Origin of the sequence: Lacticaseibacillus manihotivorans DSM 13343 = JCM 12514, assembly GCF_001435035.1 — a bacterium.
GTDB lineage: Bacteria > Bacillota > Bacilli > Lactobacillales > Lactobacillaceae > Lacticaseibacillus > Lacticaseibacillus manihotivorans.
This window is the reverse complement of sequence record NZ_AZEU01000074.1, coordinates 1-5,033: the sequence shown is the minus strand read 5'-3', so window position 1 is coordinate 5,033 and position 5,033 is coordinate 1. Positions and strand designations below refer to the sequence as shown.

The window sequence follows — 5,033 nt, the reverse complement described above, 5'->3', positions numbered from 1 at the left end:
CAGACCGGCCAGATGCGATTTCATGTCCCAAATACCGAGGTGAATAATCCAGGATACCAAATCTTATCAACAAACCCAAGGCCAACCGTTGATCATTCGTCGAGCACAGGCAACAGCGTATATTCTCGACCATGTTAAAATCAGCATTCGTGATGGTGAGCTGTTGGTGGGCAACCGCACAGTCCGTCCGCGTAGTGGGATTTTGTCCCCAGAAATGGATCCCTATTGGATCATGGATGAAATTGATACCATTGATACGCGGCCGCAAGATCAATTTGTTTTTACCGAAGCTGATAAAGCCACTTATCGTAATGTCTTACTACCTTATTGGCAAGGACGTTCGATGAAAGATTTTATCAATGCTAAAATGACGCCAGAAGTGAAAGGCGCATTGGCTGATCGCGTGATCAAGCTAAGCAGGAGCAACAACCGGATAATGATTTCTTTAAAGCAGCCTTGATCGTGTTCGAAGCGATGCAGCGGCATTTTCAACGTTATGCTGATCTAGCGCGTGAGATGATTCCTGCTGCGCCAGGTTATCGTCAATTGGAACTGGCCGAAATTGCTGAAATGTGTGAACGCCTGGAAACTAAAGCGCCGACGACTTTTTATGAAGCCTTACAACTGTTGTGGATGACTAGTATTATCGGGCAATTCGAGTCCAACGCCTCATCGCTTTCATTAGGACGGATGGATCAGTATTTAGGTGACTTTTATCAAGCGGCTTTGGATGATCCTGAAGTGCCAGCAAGTTTTTTGCATGAAGTACTCGGCGACTTTTATTTGAAAACCAATGATGTGGTGTTGTTACGTAGTGCTGAATCTGCAAAGTGTTTTGCTGGTTTTCCAACTGGCTACACGGTATCACTCGGTGGCTACGACAAGTACGGTCAATATTCAGTCAACGCGTTATCCAATGAAATGTTGGACATTTATCACGAGATTCAGTTGCCACAACCCAATTTATCAGTGCGGATCAATGAACAGATTCCGCGTCGATTCTTGAATAAAACTTGTGAAACCATTCGCTTAGGCACTGGGATCCCGATGATTTTTAATGACGAAGTTTGCATTCCGGGTTTTTTGAGCAAAGGCGTGTCGCTCGATGATGCCCGGGATTACGGTGTCGTGGGTTGCGTTGAAACCACGATTCCAGGGCGGACTTATGGTTTACATGATATCGCCTTGTTCAATTTGATGCGGGTGATGGAAATGGCCATTGATGATTTGAAAGATGATCCTGAAGTGACCTATGCGAAACTGCGTCAGCATATCCTCGATAAAATCGATCATTACGTCAAAATCGTCACTACTGGCTCGGACATCGTTGATCTCGGCCACCGCAACTTTGCACCGATCCCATTTTTGTCGGCATTAGTTGAAGATTGTATTCAAAATGGTAAAGATGTGACACAAGGTGGGGCGCGTTACAACTTCTCTGGGGTACAAGGAATTGGCGAACCGAACCTGGCAGATTCATTGTATGTCATCAAAAAAGCCGTGTTTGAAAATCACGAGTTGACATTTAAGAACTTAGTTGAGGTGTTGCAATCGAATTATGCCGGAGCAGATGGCGAAGCTTTGCGTCAGCATTTGATCCATGACTTTGATAAATATGGAAATGATAATGCGGAATTGGACATGGAATGTGCGAAGATCTTCCGGCATTTTGCCTTGGAATTAGGTAAATACCACAATATTCGCGGCGGGGAGTTTAACGCGGGTGCTTATACGGTTTCCGCCCACATTCCATTAGGCGAAGATGTCGGGGCTACTCCTGATGGCCGCAAAGCCCATGAACAGTTAGCTGATGGCGGTTTGTCGCCAATGGTCGGACGTGATCACTTAGGCCCGACAGCCGTGCTGAAGTCGGTCAGCAAAATCGATAATACGTTGGCGGTCAACGGGAGTTTGCTCAATGTGAAGTTCTCACCGGCAACCTTGAAAGGCGATAACGGCATCAAGAAGTTTGCAGATTTCTTGATGGCGTTCACCCAACTGAAGATCCGTCACGTGCAATTCAATGTGCAATCACGCGAGACCTTGTTGGATGCTCAAAAACATCCAGAAAACTATGCGGGCTTGGTTGTCCGTGTGGCTGGATATTCTGCCTTTTTCGTCGACTTGAATAAACATATTCAAGACGATATTATCGCCCGGGCAGAACACACGTTATAGGAGGCAGTCAAATGACTCAAGGCTTAGTCTTCAACATTCAACGTTATTCAATTCATGATGGCCCTGGCATTCGCACCATTGTGTTTTTGCAAGGTTGTCCGTTGCACTGTCCATGGTGTAGCAATCCGGAATCTCAAGGGGCAGTGCGACCGCTGACTTGGGTGAAAAATGGCGTAGAAGAAACGATCACGCATTGGATGACAGTCAATCAGGTATTGGATGAAATTGAAAAAGATGACGTGTTTTACCGCACATCAGGTGGTGGCGTCACGTTGTCAGGTGGGGAATGCCTGGTGCAAGCTGATTTTTCTGCTGAGTTGTTAAAAGCAGTCCATGCGCTTGGCATTAACACGGCGATTGAAACCACTGGTGCCGTTCCGATGCGTTCGGTGCAAAAGGTGTTGCCTTATGTCGATCAAGCCTTGTTTGATTTGAAGATCATGGATCCAATCCGCGCTCGTGATGTGATTGGGGACAATGTGGCGATGGTCAAGGCTAGTTTTGAAGCCTTCTTGCAAGCAGATCATGTTAAAGTGACACCGCGAATTCCTTTGATCCCAGGCTACACCACCATTCCTGAGAACTTGCAGCAAATTGTTGAATACGTTCAGTCTGTGGGCGTACCTGAAGTGCACATTCTGCCTTTTCATCAATACGGTAGCCAGAAATATAAGTATTTGAAGCGTGATTATCAACTCGAAAATACACCATTGCTGACTACTGAGGAAGTGGATACCATTCACACGCTGTTTGAATCTCAGGGCATTCGGGCTGTGGTCAGTGGATTGGAATAAAGTGATGAGGACCGTTCTTGGTTGAAAGAGCGGTTCTATTTTTATGGCAAAATTCAAGTTTTTCAGTTTTACACAGTTGTGCAAAAGCCCGGATACTGCATTTTCATGAATACAAAGAAAGCCCATAATGGCGGCACTTTTATCGTAAAGCGCTTACATTTATGGCTCGGATAGGGTTGTGTGTCACAATCGCAGTCGCTTAAGCTTAAATCATCAACAAGTGATAAGGAGGAATTCACTCATGACTGAGGTACTATCTTCAGCAATTATTGATTTAAATGTCTCTGCAAATAATAAAGACGAGGTATTCTCGCGTTTAACAACGTTACTTAACCGTGATGGGCGATTGAATGATCCCGACGCATATTTACAAAATGTCAAAGATCGAGAAGCCCTGACCACCACTGGTATCGGATTTGGCATTGCAATTCCTCATGGGAAAACAGACGCGGTCAATTCAGTTTCTGTGGCGATTGCTAAACTCCAGCAGCCGATTGATTGGGACGCAATGGATGGCAATCCAGTTGATATGGTTTTTCAATTAGTAGTCCCTGCAGCGAGTCAAGGAGATGCCCATCTAAAACTACTAGCGGCGTTATCGCGTCAATTGATTCACGCAGATTTTCGCAACGAGATCAAACAAGCAACAAGCACAGATGAAGTAATTGCTTTAATTGGTAATACGATTAATCAAACTTTGGAGGTATCATCATGAAAATTATCGCAGTAACAGCCTGCCCATCAGGGGTTGCGCATACGTACATGGCAGCAGAAAGCTTAAAGGTTGCAGCAGAGGAATCCAAAGTTTGTGAAAGCTGCTTTGTGGAAACGCAAGGTCAAATTGGGATTGAAGATGCTTTGAGTCCGACACAAATTCAGGCGGCTGATGTGGTGATTTTAACCAATGATATTGGGATTAAGAATGAAGAACGTTTTAAAGGCAAACCTGTCTTACGGGTACATGCAGGCGATTTAATCAATAAATCACCGATCATTATTGAAAAGTTGGCACAGAAGTTAGCTTGATCAGGAGGAAATACCATGAGCGGACTAAAAGACCTACTAAAAGATACCCGGACGCATTTGATGACCGGTGTTTCGTATATGATTCCGTTTGTTGTTGCTGGTGGGATTTTGTTAGCTTTAAGTGTTTTATTATCGGGAAAATCTGCAGTTCCTTCTACTGGTATGCTTGGAGATCTTTCTCAAATCGGGACGACGGGATTAGGGTTGATGGTACCAATCTTATCTGGGTACATTGCTTATTCAATGGTTGACCGACCCGGGTTGGCTCCAGGTGTAATTGGTGGCTTGCTTTCAGCGAATATCGGTGCTGGTTTTATCGGCGGAATTCTGTCCGGGCTGTTAGCTGGGATCGTGGTGTTTTATCTTAAAAAGATCAAAGTCACCAAAAATTTGCAATCAATCATGCCGATTCTGGTTATCCCGTTATTAAGTACCTTGGTTGTCGGTGGCATTATGGTATGGGGAATTGGTAAACCGATTGCTGGGTTGATGAGCGTCTTAACGAAATGGTTATCTGGCCTCGGCACTGGCAATACAATTGTCTTGGGTTTGATTCTTGGCGCAATGATTGGTTCTGATATGGGCGGTCCAGTCAACAAAGTGGCATTTTCTTTTGGCTCAGCTTTAGTCGGAACAATTGATAAAGCGACAGGCTTGCCAAGTCACACTGCGATGTTGATCATGGCCGGGATCGGCGTTGCCATCTGCGTGCCACCGTTGGCTATGGGGCTGGCAACTTTGATTGCCCCAAAGAAGTTCACTCCCGAAGAAAAAGACTCAGGCAAAGCCGCCTTGGTGATGGGAATGGTTGGCATTACTGAAGGGGGCGATTCCATTTGCAGCATCCGACCCCTTCGTACAATACCCCTTAGGGTTGACACTTTAAATAATAAAAGTGTCATCTCTAGGGGGTGTTTTGAATAGGAACATATTCAACGACGGAAAAATTAAGGTTACTCAGTAATTACCAAGATTCAGGCTACTCACTCGGGGTATACGCGGATTATCACCAGGTGCGGACCTCTAGCCTTAACA

General features: G+C 45.1%; 6 protein-coding genes. All 6 read left to right on the top strand.

Annotation, left to right across the window (positions count from 1 at the left end):
- Nucleotides 1-88 precede the first annotated feature (88 nt).
- Nucleotides 89-460: a pyruvate formate lyase family protein gene (locus tag FD01_RS17020; protein WP_477218257.1), complete on the top strand. Its 372-nt coding sequence runs from the start codon at nucleotides 89-91 to the stop codon at nucleotides 458-460.
- 2 nt (nucleotides 461-462) lie between these two features.
- Complete coding sequence (locus tag FD01_RS04135; protein WP_225436202.1) at nucleotides 463-2,178, top strand: formate C-acetyltransferase/glycerol dehydratase family glycyl radical enzyme; 1,716 nt, start codon at nucleotides 463-465, stop codon at nucleotides 2,176-2,178.
- An 11-nt stretch (nucleotides 2,179-2,189) separates the two neighbouring features.
- Nucleotides 2,190-2,972 (top strand): glycyl-radical enzyme activating protein, encoded by a 783-nt coding sequence (locus tag FD01_RS04130; RefSeq protein ID WP_054719435.1) that lies wholly within the window; start codon nucleotides 2,190-2,192, stop codon nucleotides 2,970-2,972.
- 241 nt (nucleotides 2,973-3,213) lie between these two features.
- Entirely contained in the window at nucleotides 3,214-3,687 is a 474-nt protein-coding gene (locus FD01_RS04125) for a PTS sugar transporter subunit IIA (RefSeq protein WP_054719432.1), read from the top strand.
- On the top strand, nucleotides 3,684-3,998 hold the full coding sequence (locus FD01_RS04120; RefSeq protein WP_056962759.1) for a PTS fructose transporter subunit IIB: 315 nt from the start codon (nucleotides 3,684-3,686) through the stop codon (nucleotides 3,996-3,998). Before FD01_RS04125 ends, FD01_RS04120 begins: the two co-directional genes overlap by 4 nt.
- 15 nt (nucleotides 3,999-4,013) lie before the next feature.
- On the top strand, nucleotides 4,014-4,922 hold the full coding sequence (locus FD01_RS04115; RefSeq protein ID WP_152164607.1) for a PTS fructose transporter subunit IIC: 909 nt from the start codon (nucleotides 4,014-4,016) through the stop codon (nucleotides 4,920-4,922).
- The last annotated feature ends 111 nt before the right edge of the window (nucleotides 4,923-5,033 follow it).

Bases quoted from the DNA above. Each gene is read 5' to 3' on its own strand.
- FD01_RS04130 (WP_054719435.1), top strand. From the start codon at position 2,190: ATGACTCAAGGCTTAGTCTTCAACATTCAACGTTATTCAATTCATGAT.
- FD01_RS04125 (WP_054719432.1), top strand. From the start codon at position 3,214: ATGACTGAGGTACTATCTTCAGCAATTATTGATTTAAATGTCTCTGCA.
- FD01_RS04120 (WP_056962759.1), top strand. From the start codon at position 3,684: ATGAAAATTATCGCAGTAACAGCCTGCCCATCAGGGGTTGCGCATACG.
- FD01_RS04115 (WP_152164607.1), top strand. From the start codon at position 4,014: ATGAGCGGACTAAAAGACCTACTAAAAGATACCCGGACGCATTTGATG.